Annotated in this window: 23 protein-coding genes, 9 tRNA genes and 1 rRNA gene; 3 read left to right on the top strand and 30 right to left on the bottom strand. The window is 59.9% G+C overall.

The annotated features are described in order from the left end of the window. Positions 1-308: 308 nt before the first annotated feature. From KVT38_RS06705 to KVT38_RS06660, 10 genes are all read right to left on the bottom strand, one after another. Positions 309-1,499, bottom strand: a complete 1,191-nt coding sequence (locus tag KVT38_RS06705) for an EAL domain-containing protein (RefSeq protein WP_217592918.1) — start codon at positions 1,497-1,499, stop codon at positions 309-311. Between the two features lie 22 nt (positions 1,500-1,521). After that, positions 1,522-2,994, bottom strand: a complete 1,473-nt coding sequence (locus tag KVT38_RS06700) for a GGDEF domain-containing protein (protein WP_217592917.1) — start codon at positions 2,992-2,994, stop codon at positions 1,522-1,524. A gap of 211 nt (positions 2,995-3,205) precedes the next feature. Beyond that, entirely contained in the window at positions 3,206-3,859 is a 654-nt protein-coding gene (locus tag KVT38_RS06695; RefSeq protein ID WP_217592916.1) for a response regulator, read from the bottom strand. Then, positions 3,819-4,886: a sensor histidine kinase gene (locus tag KVT38_RS06690; RefSeq protein ID WP_217592915.1), complete on the bottom strand. Its 1,068-nt coding sequence runs from the start codon at positions 4,884-4,886 to the stop codon at positions 3,819-3,821. Before KVT38_RS06690 ends, KVT38_RS06695 begins: the two co-directional genes overlap by 41 nt. A gap of 13 nt (positions 4,887-4,899) precedes the next feature. Further along, positions 4,900-5,547, bottom strand: a complete 648-nt coding sequence (gene liaF, locus KVT38_RS06685) for a cell wall-active antibiotics response protein LiaF (RefSeq protein ID WP_217592914.1) — start codon at positions 5,545-5,547, stop codon at positions 4,900-4,902. A gap of 161 nt (positions 5,548-5,708) precedes the next feature. Next, entirely contained in the window at positions 5,709-6,404 is a 696-nt protein-coding gene (locus KVT38_RS06680) for a PspA/IM30 family protein (protein ID WP_217592913.1), read from the bottom strand. Between the two features lie 4 nt (positions 6,405-6,408). Then, positions 6,409-6,918 carry a PspC domain-containing protein gene (locus KVT38_RS06675; protein WP_217592912.1) on the bottom strand — a complete coding sequence of 170 codons (510 nt, stop codon included), beginning with the start codon at positions 6,916-6,918 and terminating at the stop codon, positions 6,409-6,411. 3 nt (positions 6,919-6,921) lie between these two features. Beyond that, positions 6,922-7,587: a PspA/IM30 family protein gene (locus tag KVT38_RS06670; protein ID WP_217592911.1), complete on the bottom strand. Its 666-nt coding sequence runs from the start codon at positions 7,585-7,587 to the stop codon at positions 6,922-6,924. 22 nt (positions 7,588-7,609) lie between these two features. Then, positions 7,610-7,912: a hypothetical protein gene (locus KVT38_RS06665; protein WP_217592910.1), complete on the bottom strand. Its 303-nt coding sequence runs from the start codon at positions 7,910-7,912 to the stop codon at positions 7,610-7,612. Between the two features lie 237 nt (positions 7,913-8,149). Continuing rightward, the gene (locus tag KVT38_RS06660) at positions 8,150-8,608 is read right to left on the bottom strand and encodes an MEKHLA domain-containing protein (protein WP_217592909.1); all 459 of its coding nucleotides are present in this window, start codon (positions 8,606-8,608) and stop codon (positions 8,150-8,152) included. A gap of 177 nt (positions 8,609-8,785) precedes the next feature. Between KVT38_RS06660 and KVT38_RS06655 the strand changes: the two genes are divergently transcribed. Both KVT38_RS06655 and KVT38_RS06650 read left to right on the top strand, forming a co-directional pair. Then, positions 8,786-9,127: a DUF3243 domain-containing protein gene (locus KVT38_RS06655; RefSeq protein ID WP_217592908.1), complete on the top strand. Its 342-nt coding sequence runs from the start codon at positions 8,786-8,788 to the stop codon at positions 9,125-9,127. 80 nt (positions 9,128-9,207) lie between these two features. Continuing rightward, complete coding sequence (locus tag KVT38_RS06650) at positions 9,208-10,164, top strand: YihY/virulence factor BrkB family protein (protein ID WP_217592907.1); 957 nt, start codon at positions 9,208-9,210, stop codon at positions 10,162-10,164. Positions 10,165-10,382: 218 nt separating this feature from the next. On the opposite strand, the gene KVT38_RS06645 is transcribed toward KVT38_RS06650, so the two are convergent. From KVT38_RS06645 to KVT38_RS06580, 14 genes are all read right to left on the bottom strand, one after another. Continuing rightward, the gene (locus KVT38_RS06645; RefSeq protein ID WP_217592906.1) at positions 10,383-11,186 is read right to left on the bottom strand and encodes a formate/nitrite transporter family protein; all 804 of its coding nucleotides are present in this window, start codon (positions 11,184-11,186) and stop codon (positions 10,383-10,385) included. Positions 11,187-11,412: 226 nt separating this feature from the next. Continuing rightward, a tRNA-Leu gene (locus KVT38_RS06640) sits at positions 11,413-11,498 on the bottom strand. A gap of 27 nt (positions 11,499-11,525) precedes the next feature. After that, a tRNA-Arg gene (locus tag KVT38_RS06635) sits at positions 11,526-11,602 on the bottom strand. A gap of 11 nt (positions 11,603-11,613) precedes the next feature. Further along, positions 11,614-11,687 (bottom strand) — tRNA-Cys (locus KVT38_RS06630). An 11-nt stretch (positions 11,688-11,698) separates the two neighbouring features. Then, positions 11,699-11,773 (bottom strand) — tRNA-Gly (locus tag KVT38_RS06625). 640 nt (positions 11,774-12,413) lie between these two features. Beyond that, positions 12,414-13,169 (bottom strand): class I SAM-dependent methyltransferase, encoded by a 756-nt coding sequence (locus KVT38_RS06620; RefSeq protein WP_217592905.1) that lies wholly within the window; start codon positions 13,167-13,169, stop codon positions 12,414-12,416. A gap of 23 nt (positions 13,170-13,192) precedes the next feature. Next, positions 13,193-15,028, bottom strand: coding sequence for an ABC transporter ATP-binding protein (locus tag KVT38_RS06615; RefSeq protein WP_217592904.1), 1,836 nt, complete (start codon positions 15,026-15,028; stop codon positions 13,193-13,195). Beyond that, on the bottom strand, positions 15,025-16,743 hold the full coding sequence (locus KVT38_RS06610) for an ABC transporter ATP-binding protein (RefSeq protein WP_217593012.1): 1,719 nt from the start codon (positions 16,741-16,743) through the stop codon (positions 15,025-15,027). Before KVT38_RS06610 ends, KVT38_RS06615 begins: the two co-directional genes overlap by 4 nt. 258 nt (positions 16,744-17,001) lie before the next feature. Continuing rightward, on the bottom strand, positions 17,002-17,205 hold the full coding sequence (locus tag KVT38_RS06605) for an ABC transporter permease family protein (RefSeq protein WP_217592903.1): 204 nt from the start codon (positions 17,203-17,205) through the stop codon (positions 17,002-17,004). A 24-nt stretch (positions 17,206-17,229) separates the two neighbouring features. Next, positions 17,230-17,418, bottom strand: coding sequence for an ABC transporter permease subunit (locus KVT38_RS06600; protein WP_217592902.1), 189 nt, complete (start codon positions 17,416-17,418; stop codon positions 17,230-17,232). A gap of 61 nt (positions 17,419-17,479) precedes the next feature. Continuing rightward, positions 17,480-17,731, bottom strand: coding sequence for a hypothetical protein (locus KVT38_RS06595; protein ID WP_217592901.1), 252 nt, complete (start codon positions 17,729-17,731; stop codon positions 17,480-17,482). 88 nt (positions 17,732-17,819) lie between these two features. Then, positions 17,820-18,401 carry a glycerol-3-phosphate responsive antiterminator gene (locus tag KVT38_RS06590; protein ID WP_217592900.1) on the bottom strand — a complete coding sequence of 194 codons (582 nt, stop codon included), beginning with the start codon at positions 18,399-18,401 and terminating at the stop codon, positions 17,820-17,822. Beyond that, positions 18,402-19,310: a metallophosphoesterase family protein gene (locus tag KVT38_RS06585; RefSeq protein ID WP_217592899.1), complete on the bottom strand. Its 909-nt coding sequence runs from the start codon at positions 19,308-19,310 to the stop codon at positions 18,402-18,404. It lies immediately after the preceding gene. Next, positions 19,300-20,127 carry an HAD-IIA family hydrolase gene (locus KVT38_RS06580; protein ID WP_217592898.1) on the bottom strand — a complete coding sequence of 276 codons (828 nt, stop codon included), beginning with the start codon at positions 20,125-20,127 and terminating at the stop codon, positions 19,300-19,302. Before KVT38_RS06580 ends, KVT38_RS06585 begins: the two co-directional genes overlap by 11 nt. Before the next feature lie 218 nt (positions 20,128-20,345). Here KVT38_RS06580 and KVT38_RS06575 point away from each other — a divergent pair, with 218 nt between their 5' ends. Continuing rightward, positions 20,346-21,023: a carbohydrate-binding family 9-like protein gene (locus tag KVT38_RS06575; protein ID WP_217592897.1), complete on the top strand. Its 678-nt coding sequence runs from the start codon at positions 20,346-20,348 to the stop codon at positions 21,021-21,023. A gap of 149 nt (positions 21,024-21,172) precedes the next feature. Here KVT38_RS06575 and KVT38_RS06570 read toward each other — a convergent pair. From KVT38_RS06570 to KVT38_RS06545, 6 genes are all read right to left on the bottom strand, one after another. After that, positions 21,173-21,255, bottom strand: a tRNA-Leu gene (locus KVT38_RS06570). 35 nt (positions 21,256-21,290) lie between these two features. Continuing rightward, positions 21,291-21,365, bottom strand: a tRNA-Gln gene (locus tag KVT38_RS06565). 17 nt (positions 21,366-21,382) lie between these two features. After that, positions 21,383-21,458, bottom strand: a tRNA-Val gene (locus tag KVT38_RS06560). A 7-nt stretch (positions 21,459-21,465) separates the two neighbouring features. Next, positions 21,466-21,540, bottom strand: a tRNA-Glu gene (locus KVT38_RS06555). Positions 21,541-21,548: 8 nt separating this feature from the next. Continuing rightward, a tRNA-Thr gene (locus KVT38_RS06550) sits at positions 21,549-21,624 on the bottom strand. A 105-nt stretch (positions 21,625-21,729) separates the two neighbouring features. After that, positions 21,730-21,854: ribosomal RNA gene (locus KVT38_RS06545) — 23S ribosomal RNA — on the bottom strand; the annotation flags it as partial.

The following is a 21,854-nucleotide window of genomic DNA, read 5'->3' as shown; positions in this document are numbered from 1 at the left end:
TTTGAACGGTATCCCTCTCGGTCAGGCAAGGCCGCTATGCTTGTATTTTAACAGTATCCCTTTCGCTCAGGAGACAGGTTTATCGAATTATTTGCAAAAAAATGCCTCTTGCTCGCGCTGTCTCGCGCACCTCCTGTTCGAAGGGGATATAGTTCAAACGCGTCAGCCTACAAGTCCCGACCGTTCCTGACCCAAGGGGATACCGTTCAAACGTGTCAGCCTACAAGTCCCGACCGCTCCTGATCCACGGGGATACCGTTCAAACGATCGGCGCCACGCCGATTTTTGCTTATTGTCCGAAGAGAGCATTAATGCCGTACGCTCGCCATCGGCCCCGGCTGGCCAAGCAAGTAACCCTGCGCATAAGGCACGCCCATGGCGATGAGCTTGTCGAGCTCCTGCTGCGTCTCCACACCCTCTGCGATCAGTCCGATGTCCATCCGATCCGCGGCTCCGACGAGCGTGCCCAGCATATGCTCTTTGAACGTATCCGCATGCAGGCCGCTGACGATCGATCGGTCCACTTTGATATAATCCGGTCTCAGCTCGACGATCGACAGCAAAGAGGAGTAACCCGCTCCGACATCGTCGATCGCGATCTTGTAGCCTTGGCTCCGGTAGTGCGCCAGCACGCGCTGCACCGAGCCGAAGTCGCGGATGCTCGAGCGCTCCGTAATCTCGAAGACGACCTGATCCGGCGTCAGTCCGTGCGCCTCAAGCAGCGCCAACGTCTTCCAAGGCGCGAACTGCGGCGCATCGATAATGCGGGGCGACAAATTCAGGAACAGCTTCTGCTCCTTCGCGAGGCCCGCGCTGCCCGAGATGGCCCGTTCCCTGGCAAGACGATCGAGCGCATAATCCTTGCCCGCGCGCTCCGCGAATTCGAACAACGGCAGAGGTCCGCTGAAAACGTCCGTATCCATCGGTCTGGACAACGCCTCGTACCCGAGCGGACGACGCTCGCGAATATCCACGATCGGCTGGTAGACCGAGCGCAGCGCCTGCTTTTCCAGAAGCCGCTCCAATTCGCCGAGCCTGAGCGCGTCGTCCAGCGCATCCTCGCGCTGACCGCTCTGCATCGCTTCCCGCGCCATCTCGTGCAGCTTGCGGCCGGTTGCCTCGCCTCGTTTAAACTCGCCGAACGCGCAGCCTGCGCGCAGCGACGGCTCGCCCGGCAGCTCTTCCCGCAGCGCAGGCTCCAGCAGCCGCTGCTTGTACGCCCTCGCGGATCGCATGAGCTCGCGTCTGAAGCGGCCCGGCTCCTCCTGCTTGTCCGCACAAAAAAAGAGCATCAGGTCGTTATGCACCCATTTCGCCGCGTACGGCTTGGCCGGCTCTGAAAAGCTTACCTCAAGCAGCTCCTCCGCCCTCTTTTTCCACCTCGCCTCGATCAGGGAAGCCGCGCCCCCTACCGCGCCGTTCCAATAGAAGTAAAGCAGGGCCGCCTCTCTGTCCGCTACCCTGGAAATGCCCGGCCCCGGATACGTTCCCAACGCCATCGTGTCTCCTCCTCAAGCCGTCTTATGCCCGTTCCTCGACGGATGCGGCGAATGCCTCGCTGATGGCATACGCGCTTCCCGGCCGTTCTTTGGCCTTTTTCTTGCACGCCGCGGCCAATCGCGACAATTCCTCATGACTGACGGCACCCGAGCCGTCCCAGCGGATAACGGCGATCGACAGCGAGACGCCGGGCTGCTCGACGGCGACGCCATGGCGGTCCAGGACCGTGGTCGGCCGGGCCGTCCCGTACATCGGATCGACGCCTGCATGGAATCGGTCGATGAAGGTGCGGCAGCGCGCCTCGGGATCGGGACGATCGCTGATCGAGATAAAGTCGTCTCCCCCGATATGCCCCAGAAAATGATCGGCCCCGTCTTCCTGGTTAAGGACGCTGCCCAGTACCGATGCTGTGTAGCGGATCATGTCGTCGCCGGCGCTATAGCCGTAGCTGTCGTTAAACCATTTAAAGTAATCCAGGTCCGCGTAATAAACGCTGAACGGCTTTCGCATTTTAATGCGCGCTTCGATCTCCCGGCGAATGCTGTCCCCGCCGGGCAATCCCGTCAGCGGGTTGACACGGCGAGCCGCTTCGGCTTGCAGCGATGCGAACGATTCGAGCAGCGCCTTCACGGTGACGCCGCCGACATATTTGCCCTGCTCGGTTACGATGACGGTGTCGTATAGCTGCGAATCCGGACGTTCCATGGCCAGCCTGGCGACCGCCTCTACCTGCATGTCCGCTTCCGCGACGAGCGGCGCGTTCTCCATGATCTTGTCGATGGTCCGGTTCCAGTACAGCGGCATGCCGAACTTGGACGCCAGCATCCGATTCAGTCTGTCCCGCGTGATCAGGCCGCGCGGCTGACCGGCGATTTCCACGACGATGCTGTGGGTATCGGGCTGGTGCTCGAACCACTCGGCCGCGGCCGAAACCGGCGTCTCAGGCGGCATCGCCGCCATCTCGGTCGCCAGGCGTCCGACCGTCAGTCCCGACTCTCCCTCCGACCAGGGACCGGACGCCTGGACTTCCGCCGGCTTCCTGGCCGGCTTCGCGGATAGCTTGGGCACGCCGGCTATCGCTTCGTCCAGCGATCGGCAGGCGAGCGCGCCCGCTTCCAGCATGCCCTCCATCAGCAGCTGCTCGGCCTGTTGTCCCTGTGCCCGCTGGCGTATAAAAATAAATCCGAAGCCGACCGCAACACCCGCACCGTCTTCGACGATGCCGCGAAGCTGCGCCTCCAGCTCGGCTCGGGCCGCCTGCCGGCGGCGTTCGTCCTCCGGCAGCCGTACGGCGAGCAGGAGCAGATGCTCCCCCTGCCAGCCCCACAGGATTTGGGAGCGGCTGTCCATCCATTGCTTCAGCTTTTTTTTCGGCCAAGCCGCATGGCCTGGACCAAGCCGCCCTGCCAGCATGCCGACGCTCGCTTCACGGGAGCCTCCGACGATCGTCCTGACGCATGCCGGATTCAGCAGACTTTTTACCCATTTACTCATGGTAGCCGCCTCCACTGACAACCTGCTTCTTACCTATTGTAATCTCAATTCATTAACGGAAGGTAATATTTACCGTCAGAAAATAAAAAAATTGTCGATCGCGGTCGAACGTCGGATCGCAGATGCTCGCATTCGGGCATAAAAAAACCGCACAGGACGCGATAGCGCGCTCATGCGGTTGCCTTGCTTTTCGAAGCGATAGGTCATTAGATTATTCCGCCAATCCGTTGCGGTGCGCGTAAATCGCCGCTTGGGTACGGTCCTCGACGCCGAGCTTGCTGAACATGTTCGTCAGGTGGTACTTCACGGTTTTGATGCCGATGAACAGCTCGTCCGCGATCTCCTGGTTGGACTTGCCCTGCGCGATCAGCTGAAGCACTTCCATCTCCCGGTCCGTCAGCTCCTCATGCGGCTGGGCCTCAACCTGCGCCGGCCTTCTGAACCGGTTCATCATCTTGGAGGCGACCTGCGATTCGAGCACCGACTGGCCGCGAGCCGCAGCCCGGATCGCGTCCGCGATCTCGCTCGCCCTCGATGTCTTCAGCAGGTAGCTGAACGCACCGGCCTCGATGACGGGGTACATCTTCTCGTCGTCGAGAAAGCTCGTCAGCACGATGACGCGGCATTCCGGCTGCTGCTCGAGCAGACGGCGCGTGGTCTCGATGCCGTCCATGCCTTCCATGACCAGATCCATCAGCACGACGTCCGGATCGTACGCCTTGGCGAGCCTCAGCCCTTCTTGGCCGTTGCCCGCTTCTCCCACCACTTCGATGCCTTCCTCGGTACCCAGCACCGCGGCCAGTCCGATTCTCACCATCTCGTGATCATCGACCAGCAGCACTTTGATCGGCTGTTGCTCCGTCATCTTCCCACCCTCTCTCTTCCGTCATGATCGGCACCCGGATCTCGATGCGCGTGCCCTTGCCCGGCGCGCTGGCGATGTTCAGGGAACCGCCGAGCTCGTTCACCCGTTCTTCCATGCTGACGATCCCGTAAGAGGCGTGCTTCTTTTCCTGAAGATCGAAGCCGACGCCGTCGTCCCGGATCGCCAGTCTGACGGTGTCTCCCCGTCTATGTAAGGCGATGTCCATCTTGTTCGCGCGGGCATGCCGGAGCGTGTTGGACAGCGCTTCCTGCACCATGCGGAACAGATGGTTCTCGATGCCTTTGTTCAGCGGCAGGTCCTCGTCCATATCGAGCGAGATATCGATATCGACCTTGGCCCGCATTTCCTTCACCAGCTCCGGCACCGCTTGGGACAGCCGCTTGCCTTCCAGATGGACGGGCCGCAGGTGCAGCAGCAGCGCGCGCATCTCGGACTGCGCGACCGAGGACATCTCCTCGATGAGGGCGATCTGCCGTCTCGCCCGCTCGAAGTCCTGGTCCATCGTACGCCCGACGGCCGTGGCCGTCATGGAGATCGCGAACAGCTGCTGGCTGACCGCGTCGTGAAGCTCGCGCGCGAGCCGCTGACGCTCCTCGACAACCGCACTCATGCGCGCCTTCGCCGCAAGCTCCGTGTTGTTGGTCGACAGCCGCTGCAGCGAGGCGACCTGCTCCTCCCACTTGCGGCTGAAGCGTACGAGCTGTTCGGCGAGCAGCCCGATCTCATCCTTGCCCATGTTCGGCAGCGGCTGCACCGGACTGCCCCGCTCCATCAGCAGCAGCGTATGACGCATATGCTCGATGCGGCTGCGCGTCGGCAGACTCCTGAACAGACCGAAGCCGACGCCCGCTACGATGAGGACGCCGACTGCGGTAAGGCCGAAGGTGATGACGGTCGACCACGACTCGAACGGAGCCGCGAGTCCCTGGCTTTCCAACAAATAAATGACGACGAAGCCGATCCCGAGGGAGAACAGAACAGCTTCGCCGATATGACGCCAGACCATTATGCGCTCCTCCTCAGATCGGCCTAATGCGAATATTGCCGACGATATAGTTGAATTGCAGTTTAATCTGCTGATCCTGGCGCGCCAGGCCGGGCGAGCTCCACGACATGCGCCGCATCATGCCCCCGTCGCCTTGGCCGTCGACCGTCACCTGGCCGAGCAGCACATTGGCTTCGACCTGCACCGCGTAGTCCTCGGGGACGACGATCTCGATATCGCCGACGATGCCCTGCAACACGACGTTCGTCACATTGTCCTCGGGCACGACGCCGTTCAGGTCCAGCCTAACCTCGCCGTACAGATGCCAGCAGCCCATCGATCGGAGCACCCAGCCCGGCCGGTCCTGTCTCATGTTAAGAATGAGCCTCGGCCTGCTCGCGTACCCGACGCCAGGAGAGGGTCTGACGCGCAAATAATAGATCGCCGCGAGGATCAAGCCGATCGCCAGCACGAGTCCGATCTGGTTGACGACCAGCACGATGGCGCTGACGGCGATGACCGCAACCGATAATCTGCTGCGGTCCTGCCTGTAGCGCTCGATGCCGAGCCATAGCAGGATGGCCGCGTTGACCATCGCGAAGCCCGCGATGGCGCCGACGGCCAGATAGAGTCCGGCGGCGATGAACACCAGCGACTTTTTGGACAAGTTCAGGTTTCTCATACCGGCCGCCTCCTCTCGTACGATCGTCTGCGCTGCGGCCTGTCGCCTTCCTATCGCGGATAAAGCCATAACGGACGGGATCGTCCGTTATGGCCTCGGCGAGCATCCTAGCTAGCATACCACATGTTTCCTGCGGCGTGAATGCCGCCTGTCGTCGTTGCTTACTCCGCCGAAGCGGACGGAGGAGCGATGCGGCTCTTCAACGCGGCCAGCTCCTGGTCGACCTTCATGGCTTTGGCCGGATCGACCGAGGACGGCGCTACGGATACGCCTCCGAAAGGCGCGCCGGGCAGGCGGGCGACATCGGCTTCGGCTTCCATTTGCAAAATTTTCTCTTCCATCCGGTAGAAGCCGCGCGACGCGTTGCCGCTCTCGATCGTATGCGTCTGGCTCGATTGCGCCAGCTGCTTGCGCGCCTTGGCCATTTGAGCGCGGGCCGCCAGCTCGTTGCGCTTGTTGCGCAGCTTGTAGAACTCTTCCTTCATCTCGTGCAGCTGGCCGGTCAGCTCGGCAACCTGCGCGCTCGCTTGGCTGTGCAGCTCTTGCAGGCTGTTCGCCTGGCCTTCGTAGTAAACCTTCTCCTCGAGCAGCTTGCGGGCGATGCCTTCGTTTCCCGACAGCAGCGCTTGCTCGGCTTGGCCGATACGTTCCGCGGAGATGCGGACCGCCTCGTCGAGACGCTGCTTCAGCCGGCGTTCGGCCGCCATCTGGCGCGCTACCGTCACTTCCGCGTCGCGGATCTCCACTTCCATGTCGCGAATATACTGGTTGAGCATGATGACCGGATCTTCCAGTTTGTCCAGCAGCTCGTGCACCGATGCCTTCGTCATGTCCTTCATTCTTTGAAATACGCCCATTGTATTATTCTCCCTTCGATTGTTGTTCAAATTTGGTAATGCGGGCTTTCAGTTCTTCGATCTCCTTCTTGAGCGCCTTCTTCTCGATATCCTCCATCATCGCGTCCAGCGTCGACGAAGCCTGCGAAGCAGGAGCCGCCGTCTGGGGAGCGGGCCTGGCAGCCGGAGCCGCAGGACCGGGACCCGGCCAGGCGGTGCCGGAGTTCCAGGAAGAAGCGGGCGGTGCCGGCGGACGTTGTTGCGGGGGCGTCCAGCCGCCGTGTTGGGGTGGCGGTGCCCAGCCGCCTTGGCCGGCATTCGGCCCGCCGAAGGCGCTGCCGCCGCCGAAGTCCGAATCGCGGGGAATGATGAACCCGGCGATGATATAGACGAACAGCACGGTACCTCCGGAGAAGACGGTCACGATGACGAGCAGGATTCGAAGCAGCGTCGCGTCTACGCCCAGGTAGTCGGCGAGTCCCGCGCACACCCCGAACAGCTTGCGGTCACGGGTCGATCTATACAGCTTGCGCATCGTTTACCCTCCTTGGTCCAGCTTGCGTTTCAGATTTTGCAGCTCGCGGTCTACAGCCTGGGAGACCACCGTGCCGGCTTGGTAGACGAGCTCCTGGCCCATGCGCCGCAAATCTCTGAGGCTCTTGGTCTCCAGCTCCATGTCCGTCAGCCGGTCGTCCACCTTGCGCAGCATCTGCGAAGGATCGACGCTCCCCGGCGAGAAGCGGGCGTTCAACCTTTGCTGCAGCTTCAGCGACTCCATCCGGGCGATGTAGAACTGCCTGCGGTCGTACACGCTGCGATATTCGTCCCGCAGCTCCTGGAGCAGCTGCTCCAGCTCCAGCAGCTCGCCGCGGCTCTGCTCGTACAAGCCTTGGTAGCGCTCCGCCCGCTCTTCATGGGCCACCTTGTCGGCGAGCGCCAGCTTCGCGGCGTTCTCCTCGCCTGCCTTCAGCGCGGTCAGCGCCTGTTCCTCGCGGCGCTGCGCCCATAGCTGCGCGTCCTTCAGCTGCTTGTGCATCTGGTCGGTGTGCGCGGCGTATTGCCGTTGCAGCGCCTCGCATTGACAGATCTCCTGATGCGTCGACCAGAGGAACTGGTCGATCAATCTTACCGGGTCTTCCGCGTTGTCCAATCTCTCGTTCAACGTTGCGACCGTGATATCCCGCACTCGTTTGACTACGCTCATTTTTATGGATAACCTCCTTTGCTTACCATCTGCGGGCACGGCCCGTCTTGCCGCTCAACATCGATATTCCCAGCACGATCAGCCCGATCGCCGCGACCCAGAAGATTACGACCGACAGCTTGCCCAGCAGCATGAAGCCGCCGATGATGCCGATCACGATGCCGATCAGTCTGTAACCGTTACGCCATGCCATGACGCCAAGCCCGATGATCGCGATCGGAATGAGCAGACCGATGACCCACCCGACCAAATGACCCAGCTTACCGAAGAGAAGAAGTACGCCAAGCGCGATCAGCACCACTGCCCAACCACTGTTCTTTTTCAACTCGTCTCACCCCTTTGCGTCGTTTCCTGTTTGCTTTACCTCACAAACTCATTGTAAACGTTCGGACGCCTCCGGATAACGGACCCGCGCACGGAATTGGCCCTGGACTACAGTCGAGGGCCGGCACGGTCTCAAGGTGCCTAATAAGGCGAATTTAGACGAATCGCCTGCCGGCAGCGCCCTCTGACGCCATATGATTAAAGGCTCCGCCCGCTTTTTCGGGGCAGAGCCTTCTTTTCACAGCCAGGTCCAGCCCGGAAACATCGCCGCCTGGCCTAGGTACGCGCCTTTCTCGTCGATCAGATTCCACACTACCGCCTGCTCGATGCGGAATCTTTTGCCGCTGCTCGATACCCTGACGCCTTCGTAGCAGTCCGAATACCCTTTTAGTCTGACATCCTCCATAAAAGCTTCCCGAACCTCGCGCTGCATCGGCTCCGCCGTCAATCTCGAGGGCATTCGGGTAAACGACTGCCAGTCCATTTCCCATAACGCTTGTGCGGTCCGATTGCCGTAATTGAGCACCGGGTCTTCCTCGGTCCCATGCGACAGCAATGCGAACGGCGCTTCGTATAAATCGTCCGATGCCTGTCCCGCCCGACCAGCTTTAATCAACGCTTTGCCCGTTAATGCCCGGTAGCTGTCCATGAGCAGCCGGCTATGCCGCTCCAGCCATTCGCCGTCCTCTACGCCCATTCGCTGCACGCTCCTTCCCATTTCCCCATTGTACTTCCGTTTCACCCGCGGTCAAGATGGACAATAGGAAGTAGTCACGGGCGGGTGCCCCCCGCGATGGTCTTAGGTTTGACGGCACGGATAGAATGTCCGCGCGATAGCGCAAAATGACATTAACTTTAAAAGGAGGCATTCAGAATGAACGAGAGCCAGCATATCATCGATAAGGAAGAACAAGTCGACACGTCGAAGGTGGGCGACACGATCTCCAGAATGGACGCTTCGAAAAAGGACGAGATCCTGAGCAACTTCGAGGCGTTCAAAAGCTATCTGAACAGGCGTATCGCGCTTGGCGAATCGCTCGGCCTGTCCGAGGAGCAGCTCGCTCAGGTGGCGGAGAAGGTCGCGGACTATCTGGCCCAGCACGAAGATCCCCGCAACGCCGAGGAGAACCTGCTGCAGGAACTTTGGAAAGTCGGCGATCAGGACGAGCGGCACAAGCTTGCGCATATGCTCGTCAAGCTGGCGCAGCAATCCTGATCTGAATATCGCCCTGAGATCGCGTTCGATCGCCGCGCGAGCGGCGGTCGATCTCTTACCGAGGCAAGGAGGAAAGGAAGATGGACAAAAAAACGAAAAAAAAGACGCTGCGCTTTGCCGAAAATTTATACTGCCGCTTTCAGGATGACGAAGTGCCCGCGATGGGCGCCCAGTTGACCTACTATTTAATTTTGGCGATATTTCCTTTTATGATTTTCCTTGTCGCCTTGATCGGCTTCACGCCGTTCACGACGTGGGATATGCTGGACGCCCTGCACAAGGTGCTGCCGCAATCCAACAGCCAGGTGCTTGTGGATTGGATCAAAAACGTCCAGGACAACCGCAGCGGCGCGCTGCTGTCGTTCGGGATCATCGGTTCGCTATGGTCGGCCTCGAGCGGCATCAATGCCATCATCAGAGCGCTGAACAAAGCCTACGACGAGCCGGAAACCCGTCCGTTCTGGAAGGTCAAGGGCTTGTCGCTTATCGTCACGATCGTCCTCACGCTCGTCATCGTCAGCAGCTTGGCCTTGCTCGTATTCGGCCGTTGGCTCGGCGAGTGGATTTTCAAGACGTTCGCGTTACCCGATTTCTTCGACGAAGTCTGGTCCGTAGCCCAGTTTCTCATCCCGATCGTGATCATCGCGCTTGTATTCACGGCCATGTACAAGTACGTCCCCAACCGGCATCTGAAATTCAAAGAAGTGCTTCCGGGCGCCCTCTTCGCTACGGTCGGCTGGATCGTCGCTTCGGGACTGTTCGCCTTTTACGTCAGCAACTTCGCCAACTATACGAAAACGTACGGCAGTCTAGGCGGTGTCATCGTATTGCTCACCTGGCTGTATATCAGCAGCATCATCGTCGTGCTCGGCGGAGAGATTAACGCGACGCTCGCATTCGACCGGGAAGGCAAGAGCAAGCCTGAATGCAAAAAGTATACCCACTCCATCACGAACGTCTGGAATAAAGTCAAAAACTGGCGTTCTCCCAAGCGTGGCGACAAAGGAAGAAAGGTGCCGCCTCACGTGCATACGTAAGTAAGATCCTGCCGATTCGGCTTCCCCAGGATTACGAAAGAGTCGCCTTGCGATCGGACTCCGCCTTCGCCAGATGCATGATGCAAGTCACTGTTGAAGCTTTTGAAGTCCGGAAGCGGGTTCGATATAAAAAGGCCGGAATGTGGATTCCGGCCTTTGTTCTGCATGCATGCCTTATCGCGATGTCGACGTCCTCATCTTCGAGTATCGTCGCTCCCTCATCTGTCCGCTGCCGCAACCTTCTGCCGATGCGCCACATAGAACAGCAGCCCCGTGAATATGGCGCCGCCCACGAAGTTGCCCAGCAGGACGGGGAACCAGTTCCACAAGAGCATGTCCGCAATCGAGTAGTTTCCTCCGAGCATGATTCCTGCTGGCAAAAGAAACATGTTGACGATCAAGTGTTCGAAGCCTTGTCCGAAAAAAAGCAGCACCGGCATCCACATCGCCGCGATCTTGCCGATCGTCGAAGTGGAGGACAAGCTCATGATGGCGCCAAGCGCGACCATCCAGTTGCAGAGCGCGGCCTTGACGAAAGCCAGCATCCAACCTTCTGCGCCGATATGGATATAGGCGCTCGTCTTGCCCTCTGCCGCGGAGACGACCGCCTGCACGAGCGGATTGCTCATATCATGGCCCATCTTTGTGATGGTCATCGCATAGAATGCCGCGTACAGGCCGGCCCCGATCGCGTGACCGAGGAGCGCCCAGGCGAAGCTCGAGGCCATTTTTGCCGCGCTTGTCCGTCTCTTGAGCACGGCCAGCGGAAGCGCCGCGAAGCTGCCGGTCACAAGTTCCAGACCTAATAGTAAAATAAGAACAAATCCCATCGGAAACAGGACGGCGCCCGCGATCGGCATCTTCGTCTGTACGGATGCGGTGTACGCCAGCGTCGTCGCGCATCCGAGTATTGCGCCCGCCATTGCGCTCCTCGCCAGCTTTTGCGATACGGGTAACTTCGCCTTCGCTTCTCCCATCGCAATCAGACTTTCCAACATCTGTCCCGGCTTCACATAATCCATGCTAACGCCCCCTAAGCTGCCGCCGGACGAGCGCGATTCCGCTTCGCTCCGGCTTCTTCGCTTCATTATAGACAGGGACAGTCTGCTGCGCTGTGACTAACTTAACTGCAAAAAAGACAGCCGCCGGCTGTCTCGAAAATCTTGTTATGTAACTCTACCTGTTCTACGATTTGCTAGAAAAAATAAAAAAACAAGAAATTAAAAAAATTTCTTGAATTCGTAGTTATGGTGCCGGTGAAGGGACTCGAACCCCCACTCCCTCTCGAGAAGCGGATTTTGAGTCCGCCGCGTCTGCCATTCCGCCACACCGGCATATTAAATTAGGTTTAAATAAAAAAATGGCGCGCCCTAAGAGATTCGAACTCCTGGCCTTTAGATTCGTAGTCTAACGCTCTATCCAGCTGAGCTAAGGGCGCAAATATGAAGTTGGAGGCGCCACCCAGACTCGAACTGGGGGTAGAGCTTTTGCAGAGCTCTGCCTTACCACTTGGCTATGGCGCCAAGAACTTAGATGGAGCGGAAAACGGGATTCGAACCCGCGACCTTCTCGTTGGCAACGAGATGCTCTACCACTGAGCTATTTCCGCATAGGTTAGTTAGTCCGAGGGCCAACGTCGTCGTTGTCTTCGTTAATGTTTTCCCCCAAAAGCGACTTTTTTATATTAACAAATCCCCTAGAGAATTGCAAGCGGTAATTTAAATAAAGATGAAATTGTTTGTCGGACGCGGTTCGAAGGCGGTATCTTGGGGCCAAACGTGGCAAAGTGACGTTGCACAGCGCCACATCCCGGGACCTCAACGCCAACGGTGGCCAAGTGACGTTGTACAGCGCCACATGCCGGAACCTCGGCTCCAACCGTGGCAAAGTGACGTTGCACAGCGCCACATCCCGGGACCTCAACGCCAACGGTGGCCAAGTGACGTTGTACAGCGCTACATGCCGGAACCTCGGCTCCAACCGTGGCAAAGTGACGTTGCACAGCGCCACATGCCGGGACCTCGGCACCACTAGTGAACAAACAACGCTCTACAGCGCCACATGACGGAACCTCGGCACCCACCATGGCCAAGTGACGCTTCGCAACGCCACATGCCGGGTTCCCCGCCCCCAACCGTGGCGCAAAACGACAAGACGCTGCCAAGAGCTTCTCTGCGAAATCGTGAAACCGGCCGAAGCGAAGCAGCCTTTGGGGCAGGCCTTTCAGTCTGCCTGCGGCCGGACAATGCTCATACGGAACCCGTATAAATCTCCGTCTCATAATCGAACGATACGTACCCGTCCTGCTGATAACGATCGAAGATATCGCGCAGGTCGCGCATCATCGGCTCATAGTTCGGGTGCCCCGGCACCGGGGTATACGAGGAAGAACGCAGCCGCCCGCTCAAGCCGTCGAAGTCGAACAGCTGGCGGTTGGGAAAACGAGCTTCCCGCTTCGTGCCCGGCTCGAAAAAGGCCGCGAGCTGCTCGGGCGTAATGTTGCGATGGTTCACCGTCGCATAGTCGGTGCCCAGACGCAGCAGCAGCGCCTCGTACGCCTCCAGGAACGGCGTGCCGCTCGTGAGGCGCGTATTCCAGATCAGCGCCGCCTTCCCCTCGGGCCGCAGCAGCCTGTGGAACTCCCGCTTCGCCGCCGCCTGATCGAACCAGTGAAACGCTTGGGCGCAAACGATAAAATCCGCCGAAGCGTCGGGCAGCCCCGTTTGCTCCGCCGCGCCGTTCACCGCCTTGAAGCCGGGATATCCGCCCAGCGCCCGCTCCGCTTCCTCGCGCATCGCCCGGTTCGGCTCGACGGCCGTGACCGGTGTGCCCCGATCCAACAAAAGCCGGGAGAAGATCCCGGTTCCCGCGCCGATGTCGACGACCTGCGAATCGCGCCTCAACCCCGCTTCCCGATACAAATAATCAATAGCGCCTGCAGGATAGCTCGGCCTGTACTTCACGTACGTTTCCACACGATCGGTAAAACGCTCTTTGTTCTCCATTTCCGCCGCCTCCTCGCTCTATTTTACTTTTCCCCATTTTCCTCGGCGCTCTCCCCTTGCCAAAGCTTGCGGAAGCTTTCGCTCGAAGCGAGCAGCTCCGCCGCCGTGCCCTGCGCCTCAATGCGGCCGTCGCTCAGCAGGACGATCCGGTCGGCTCGCGCCAAAGCGGCCTTGCGATGAGAGACGACGAGGCAGGTCGCGCTGCCTTTTGCCTCGAACAGGCGCTCCCACAGCCGCCTCTCGGTGTCCACGTCGAGCGCGGAAGACAAGTCGTCGAACACGTACAGCTGCGCGTCCCGCGCGAGCATGCGCGCCGCCGCCGTCCGCTGCGCCTGTCCGCCGGACAGCTTCACGCCCCGCGGTCCGACCATCGTCTCCAGGCCGTCCCTCAGCCCTTCGATGTCCTCCTCCAGCACGGCGGCGTGCAGCGCGCCCGCGAGCTCCTCGGGCGTCGACTGCGCGCCGAGCAGGATGTTGTCCCGCAGAGTGGCGCTGTACAGCCTGGGAATCTGGGCGGTATACGCGCTCTGCGGCGGTACGAAGAAGTCCGCGGGTTGCGCGACCGGCTCGCCGTTCCAGCGGATCGTGCCGCGTTCCGCTGGCAGCAGGCCGAGCAGCGCGCGCAGCAGCGTCGTCTTGCCCGAGCCGACCATACCGGTGATCACGGTGAAGGAGCCGCGGGGCAGCGTCAGATCGATGTCCTCGATGCCCCTTCCCGTCTCCGGATACCGGTAGGTCAGGCCTGACGCTGCGAGCTCGCGCAGCGGCGCCGCCCGAACGACCGGCGCGAGCGTTTCCTCCTCCCCATGCCGCGCCGTAGCTCCGTGCCGCTCCTCCTCGTCGTTCGCGTTTCCTCGGCCTTCCTTTTTACCCAGTCCGATATACGCCTTCCGTACGAGCAGCGCCGGCGACGCGCCGCGCAGCATCTCCTTGAGCCGGCCGAAGCTGACGTCCATCTGCTTGTAGTAGGTCATGAAGTTGCCGACGTTGGAGATGAGCTGCGTCACGAACGTCAAATAATAGACGAACAGCGAAAAGTCGCCGATCGTAAATTCGCCGCCCCTCATCTTAATGCCCGCCAACAGCAGGATGATGCCCGTGCCGAGGTTGACGGAGTTGTTGAACACCGACGACAGCGTCTCGGTCAGCAACTTGTCCTTGATCATCGACTGCCGCCTGCTCTCGCCCAGCTTCGCGAACCGGTCAACAACCCGCTTCTCCGCGCCCGCCACCTGAATGGCCAGCACGCTGCCGAACATCTCGCTGATCGCGCCCGTCACTCGGGCCGTCGACTCCCGGCTTGCCGCACGGTACTTGCGGATGCGCGTCGTGGCGATCTGCGCGGCCGTGACGACGAGAATAAGCGGCACGAACACGAGCACGGTCAATTCCGCGTCGATCGAGAGCAAAATCCAGCTGGCCGCGACCACAAAGCCGACGAGACCGAGCGTGTCCACCGACCAGCTCGTCGCTTCTTCGGCCTGCTCGACGTCGTCCCTGAAGTTGCTGATCGCTTCGCCGGGAGAGCCGGGGAGCGCGCGGGCGCCGGGCGCACGCAGGACGTGGGCCAGCAAGTTGCGCCTCAGCAGGCTGGAGATGCGGTACCGGAACGCGACGTCCGTGAGAAATCCGCAATAAATGAGCGCGATGCGCGCCAGCGCCGCGGCGATGAGAAGGGCTGCGATCGCGCCGGCACCGAAGGGGAACGGATGCGTGCCTTCCAGATGATCGAAGAACGCTTTGGTCAGCAGCCCCGGCAGCAGCGGCGCCATATGAATGAGCGTCCATGCCAGCAGGTTCAGCACGTACAAGCCGGGCCGGTAACGCAGCATCCGCCAGAAAAAACTGCTGGTTTTCATACGAGCACCTCCTCCATGCCGACGGCCAGCATCCGGCTGAAGCGGGAGTCGGGATCGCCCGCAAGCTGCGCGCGCTTGCCTTGCTCGACCACCCGCCCCTGCTCCAGAATCGCGATCTCGTCGGCACGCTGAATCGTCGCCAGCCGGTGCGCGATGATAATGCAGGTTCGGTTTTGCAGCAGCCGGTCTACGGCCGCCTCGATTCGGCTCTCCGTCAGCGGATCCAGACGCGACGAAGCTTCGTCCAGGATTACCAGCTTAGGATCGGTTAGGAATACGCGGGCAAAAGCGAGCAGCTGCCCTTCGCCGGCAGACAACCCGGCGCCGCCCGACGACAAATACGTATCCAGCCCGTCCGGCATGCCCGCGAACCAGCCGTCCAGCCCCAACTCGGACAGCACGTCCATAATGCGGCTATCTGGAATTCGCTCGTCGAAAAGCGTCAGATTGTCCCTGACCGTGCCGGCTAGTATTTCGATGTTTTGCGTCACCATCGCGACGTACCCGCGCAGCTCGCCGAGCTTGAATTCGCGCAGGTCCGTGCCGGACAGCGTGACCGCCCCCTGCTGCGGGTCGTAGAAGCGAAGCAGCAGGCGCGCGATCGTTGTCTTGCCGCTGCCCGTTCGTCCCAGCAAGCCAAGCGTGCGGCCGCTCTCCAGCCTCAAATTCACGTCGTGCAAAGTCGGCGGCCCCTCTTCTTCGTAGGAGAAGGTGACGCCGCGCAGTTCGACGGCGGCCGGACCGCTCGGCAGCGAGGCGCCGGGCCCGTCCTGAACAGCAGATCGCGTCGCCAGCAGCTCGCCGATCCGAACAAGGCTGGCGTCCGCCTTCTGCAGGTCCTCGAGTTGAGTCCGGATCTTCTCGATCGGCTTCGCCAGCAGCTCCGTATAGTAGAAGACGAGATACGCTGACCCGATCGTAAGCTCGCCCCGCTTCCAGAGAATCGCGCAGACGACGAACGCAGCTGCGTTGCCAAGCGCGAACACCAGGATCGTCGTGCTCCACATGAGGAAGTAACCCATAAAAGCCCGCACGCGCATAGGCAGCATCCTGCGGGTCATGTCATAAAAGCGGTTCATCGCGAAGCCGACGGCTCCGTTGGCGCGGGTGTCCTCGGTACCTTCGAGCTGTTCGCCGATAAAGCCGTAATATTCGGCGTTGGCCTGCCGCCACCGCGTCCAGACGGGGACCGCGAACGCCCGGATACGCTGAATCGCCCAGATGCTGCCGCCGACGAAGACGGCCATTACGATGCCGATCCAGAAGTTCTCGCGGAACAGCAGGACGAGGATGCCGAGCGTGAGCAGCCCGTTGCCCGCGAGATTGATCATAAAGCTGGAGAAAAATTGCGCGAGCGCGTTGACGTCTCCGTCCACCCGTTCGATGAGCGAGCCCGACGTATGCTTTTTGTGAAACGACATGTCGAGCGACAGGCAATGCGCCGCAAGATCGACGCGCAGCTTGTTGGTCGTCTTCCAGCCGAGATTTTCGCTGAAGTAGGAGGCCGCGACGGACACGCCCTGCTGCAGCAGGGAAAACCCGATAAATAGCGCGCCTGCATAGTAAAGCGGCGTCAGGCTCCCTTGCCCTTGCGCCGTATCGATAAAGTAGCGAATGATTTGCGGATTGACGAGCTGCAGCGCGATCGAGGACAGCAGCAAAATGCCGAGTCCGATCAGCGCTCGCCATTCGGGCAGCAAATAGCCGCGCAGCATGGCGCGGTATTTTCCGCCCGGCTTGTCGCCGGATATTTGGTAACTCACTGCCTGATTCACCCTCCTTGAACCGCATGCCGTCTATTATACACGTCAGGCGGCGACCAGGGCAGACGAACATGCCAAAAAAAGCCCGCAGCCCCGCGGGGCGTCGGACCTTCATGGCCGCTGCAAAAGTTCGTTAGTCACTTGAAAGTTAAGCTCTTGGACGTTAAGTGCTAGACCGTTAAGCGCTTGAACCATAAGGCTTGCCCGCCCCTACAGCTTGATTGCCGTCGACAGCAAGCCCTGCACGTAATAGCGATTCGTAAACGTAAACAGCAGGATAAGCGGCACCGACGCGACCAGATAGCCGCCGAACGTCACTGACATGTTGGACGAGTACTGTCCGGTGAAGCTGATGAGCAGGCCTGCCGCGATCGTCAGCTTCTCGTGGTCGGCGATCGTGATCATCGGCCACAAATATTCGTTCCAGGCGCCGACGATCTACATGATCGCGAGCGTCCCCATGATCGGAATGCAGAGCGGCAGCGCGATATGGTAGTACAGCTTGAAGTCGTGCGCGCCATCCATCTGGGCCGCCTCGAAGTAATCCTTCGGAATGCTCTCGAAAAACGATCGCAGCAGGAAAATGCCGAAGATCGGACCGCCCGTGACGATCGGCAGTATGAGCATATACGCCATTCTTTGCCGAAAAACTTCATGCGGGCGAACGTGAACGCCGACAGCGAGGCGATCAGCAGCATGCCGCCGTGCCGACGCCGGCGACGAACACCGTGTTGAGCAAATAGCGCCAGATGCTGCCGAACGCGCTGGACACGTTGCCGACGCGAAGCGGCAGCGTCGGATACCACCGGGTCGCGGTGAACGCCACGTCCGACTTGAACGCGCCCCACAGCGTGAAGCCAGCACCAGTTCGCCGTACGCAGCGGCGAAGCGGCAGCCGCGGCCTCGGCACGGCGTACAATCCGTTCGGCGTCGGCGGCATTATCGTTCAGGTATGCCCTGGGCGGAGGAGGCTGCCGCGGGATAAAAGAAAAGACGCCGCATCTGCATGCAGCAGATCGACGTCAAGTCTACAAATCTTTATGCGTCAATGCCCAGAGGGAGCGATTGCTGACGGAAAGCGAGGTCGCTCCTGCGTTCAGCGCTGCCGCAGCCTCGGCGGCATTGTCGATCAAGCCGCTCGCGACGACGGGAATGTCGGGGAGGGTGTCCGCGAAGGCGCCGATGATTTTGGGAATGGCGCCGGGCATGATCTCGACCGCGTCGGGCCGGAGCGATTCGGCCAGCGACAAGCCCGCGGACAGCGCACGCGAATCGATGACAAACAGGTGCAATATGGCGTAAAGCCCGATTCGCTTCGCCTCTTTGATCAGATGGGCTTTGGGCGTGACGACGCCGTCCGCGCCGATCCAGTCGCGCAGAAGAACAAGGCTTTCCTTGTCGGTGCTCGACAGCCCCCTTACAAGGTCCAGATGGACGAACACGCCTTTGCCGCGGGCCCTCGCAGCTTCGGCAAGACGGGCGACCGCGTCCGCGGTGCCGTCCATGACGAACAAATTGGCTGTGCCGCTCGCCAGCGCCTGCTCGCCGGCCTCCTCGGAGCGGACCGCGGCAATGACCGGACTTTGCGCCAACCGGTGCAGCAGTGTCATTTAGGGGTCCACCTTTCCTGCTGGATCGTCCGACGCGCGCGCGGGCAGCAGCCTGATAACCCGGTATCCACCGTCGAAGCCGGCCGCCGTTACATACTGCCGCGAGCCTCTGCCGAAGGCGTCTTCGTGGGCGAAGTGTACATGACCGCAGAAAAGGCCGATCAGATTTTCTGCCGGATTGCTCAGCAGCAGGTCGTAAAAGGCGAGCGTCGCCTTTTCCGGCGGTTCCACCTGCCATTGCTTCATTAGTTCTGCATCCCACCCCTGTGCAGCCATCATAATCGGAGAACCCCAGACGCGCACGACATCCGGCAATAACGAGGGTACGTAAATCGGAATGTGCATAAACAGCAGCGTAGGCAAGCCCCGCGACAGCGCTTGTTCGAAGGCGGCCAGTTGCGCTTCCGATATCTGATAAGTGCTATTGTCTACGGCGACGAGCAGCACGCCGCCGATCTCAAGCGTTCGGAAGGCTGGATCTCCCGCCGTGAACGGCGCGAACTTGGGGTATTGCTCGGAGCGGGTCGCCTCGCCCCACGGACGGCCTGGGTATTCCCAGTCGTGATTGCCCGGCGTGTACAAATAAGGCGCTCGCAGACCCGACAGCCGCTTTTCCAAAAAGGCCAGATTCCCCGCAGTCGCTCCGTTTACGATATCTCCGGTCAGCACGACGCCGTCGGCCTGCAGGTCATCCGCATAAGCGAGCGCCCTGTCGAAGCGGATCTGCGTATCCAAGGTGTCGAAGTTATAGAGCCGAATCGACTCCGCCAACGTCTCGATGCCTTCCGTCAGATCGGACGCGTTCATATGACTGTCCGTCACGTGCAACAGGGTGACCGGCGCCGGCAAACCCGCGATGCGAATAATCGTCTGCCTGTCGCTGTTCGTTTGTACGTGTTCATACCTCAAGCTTATCCCCTCCATGCCGCATCCCTTGTACGATTTCTGCCAAGCTTCGTATGACCTTATCCGCCATGGGGCGTTCTTCTGCAGGAATTCCCGACATAGTTAACCATAACGTATATAGCCCCGCCTGTTTGGCCCCCGTTATGTCGGTATCGTAGTTGTCTCCGACCATCGCTGCGCTCGAAGCTTCCCCGCCGCACCGTTGGAGCGCGCAATGGAACAAATACGGCTCCGGTTTGCCTACGTACGTTGCCTTCATATTCGACGCTGTCTCCAGCGCGGCCGCGAGCGCCCCCGTCTCCGGCACCGGACTGCCGCCCTCACCCGGATGAAAGGCATCCGCGTTCGCGGCGATTAGCATCGCCCCGGCAGCGACCGTTTGGCTCAGCCATTCCAGCTTCTCATAAGTGAAGGTCGGATCGAGCCCGACGACCGCTGCGTCGACCGCTCCCTTTTCGCCCGGCTCCAGCACATGATGCCCGGCTTTCCGAAGCGCGACGAGGAACGCATCGCTCCCCGCCGCCGCGAGCTTCAGACAGCCATGCCGCTCCCTGAGATAGCGCCCCGTATATTCGGTAGCCGTCACGATGTCACTGGACGAAGCTTGGATGCCCATGCCGTTCAGCTTACTGGCGATCTCGGCTGCCGAATGCCTGGAATTGTTCGTTACGAATTGAATCGGATTGCCTACCGATCTGAGCATGTTTAACGCTTCGCGCGCGCCCTGCATCGGCTCTCCGCCGCGGTAGAGCGTTCCGTCCAGATCGAACAGCCAGGTACGAATGGCGGATAGCCCTCTCGCTTTTATTTCGCCCGACATATTTGTTTACCTCCTCCGGTCTGCCGGCAACAAAAAAACTCCACACGGCAAACGAAGCGGAATCGCACCGCTAGCGTTAGCCGTCTGGAGTTATCGCTTGTCCTTAGCCCCAAATCGACGAGGCCAGTATATCACGCATCGCGCCTCGCGGGCAATAGCCTATGCCAGTATTTACGATTGTCGTTGTTTCGACTACGATTTGGAGGTAAACTTTGTCTATGATTGCTGACTATGAGAGGAGCATTGCTTTGGCCCCGCACTATTCGATTGCTTATCAGGCTGGCAGTATCGATGAGAAGACATGGTTAAACGTCCGGCCCGCTCCTATAGCCAATTATCTGTGGGAAAAGGATACGTATGCCCCATACCGCCCGGAAACAAATGCACAGCTCTGCTGGACGCAAGATGCGCTTCTAGGCAGATTCGTTTGTTACGAACAATCTCCTGTCATTCGTTATTTAGGCGCCAACGAACCGGTTTACCTCGACAGCTGCGTCGAATTTTTCCTGCAGCCGATGCCGGAGACAGACCGTCGCTATTTGAATTTCGAATTCAACGCGGCTGGCACGCTGCTGCTTGGCCTCGGCGTAGACCGCAACAATCGGGACCAGTCTTACGGTCTGGAGCCCGAACGCTTCTCCATCGTCGCCGAACGCGGACTTGCCGACGAAGCGGGCCGTATCTACTGGACGTTATCCTTCCGTATTCCGCTCGATTGGCTGGCCGAGGTGTTCCCCGGCTTTTCCGCCGCGCCGGGCCATGCGCTCAAGGGCAACTTTTACAAGTGCGGATCCGAGACGCCAGTCGCGCATTATGTATCCTGGTCTCCTGTCGGCGTTCCGACGCCGGACTTTCATCTGAGCGAATATTTCGGGACATTATCCTTCGGTGAATAAGGCTGTGGCAGCGCTCCTCTGCTCCTAAGACGGAGCAGGCGAGCGTTTTTTTATTTCATTGATGTTAAACCATGCGAACCATTTATCAGGTGAACCGAGAAATAAAAAACTCCCTTATCTATTAAGGGAGTTTAGCACTTTTATAAAGTTGGTGCGCGTAGAGGGACTTGAACCCCCACGGTTGCCCGCCAGATCCTAAGTCTGGTGCGTCTGCCAATTCCGCCATACGCGCAGATGGCCAGTGTCTAGCCGGCTGTAAAAACCAAATGGCTGGGGATCTAGGATTCGAACCTAGGAGTGACGGAGTCAAAGTCCGTTGCCTTACCGCTTGGCTAATCCCCAACGGATAAGAGAATGGATGGTGGAGGCTGAGGGGATCGAACCCCCGACCCTCTGCTTGTAAGGCAGATGCTCTCCCGGCTGAGCTAAGCCTCCGTATGTATGGTGACCCGTGGGGGAATCGAACCCCCGTTACCTCCGTGAAAGGGAGGTGTCTTAACCGCTTGACCAACGGGCCATAAAAGCTGGAGCTCTCAACCGGGATCGAACCGGTGACCTCATCCTTACCATGGATGCACTCTACCTACTGAGCTATGAGAGCTTATGTTCACAGAGCTTGCGCCCTGAAAACCGGATGCGAAACGAAGATGCGCTAGAAATTCTCTTCACCTGTGCGGCTTGCCGCTGGTCTGCTTGAAGCAAACCGTAGGATAAGCCCTCGACCGATTAGTACTCGTCAGCTGCACATGTTGCCATGCTTCCACCCCGAGCCTATCAACCTCGTGTTCTTCAAGGGGTCTTACATACTGGGAAATCTCATCTTGAGGCGGG

It is taken from the genome of Cohnella sp. GbtcB17, from assembly GCF_019091135.1.
Classification (GTDB): domain Bacteria; phylum Bacillota; class Bacilli; order Paenibacillales; family Paenibacillaceae; genus Cohnella.
Note: the sequence above shows the minus strand (reverse complement) of the source record. Positions and strands in the feature narration are given on the sequence as shown.